The organism is Mitsuaria sp. WAJ17 (assembly GCF_014174515.1).
Taxonomy (GTDB): Bacteria; Pseudomonadota; Gammaproteobacteria; order Burkholderiales; family Burkholderiaceae_C; genus Roseateles_B.
Window position 1 is genome coordinate 1 of the sequence record NZ_JACJUG010000166.1, and the last position, 315, is coordinate 315.

The window sequence follows — 315 nt, forward strand, 5'->3', positions numbered from 1 at the left end:
CGCTGGTCGGCATGCTGAATCCCTTCGACAAGGCCGGCCTGCAGGCCCTGGCCACGGCCGGCCTGACCAGCTTTGCGCTCGAGGCCGCGCCGCGCACCACCCGCGCGCAGAGCATGGACGTGCTGTCCAGCCAGGCCAATATCGCCGGCTACAAGGCGGTGATGATCGCGGCGGATCGCTACCAGCGCTTCTTCCCCATGCTGATGACCGCCGCGGGCACCGTGAAGGCAGCGCGCGTGGTGGTGCTGGGCGTGGGCGTGGCGGGCCTGCAGGCCATCGCGACCGCCAAGCGCCTGGGTGCAGTGATCGAGGCCT

General features: G+C 70.8%; 1 pseudogene. It reads left to right on the forward strand.

Annotated elements, in window-relative coordinates:
- A pseudogene (locus tag H5407_RS23895) lies at positions 1 to 315 on the forward strand (NAD(P)(+) transhydrogenase (Re/Si-specific) subunit alpha); the annotation flags it as partial.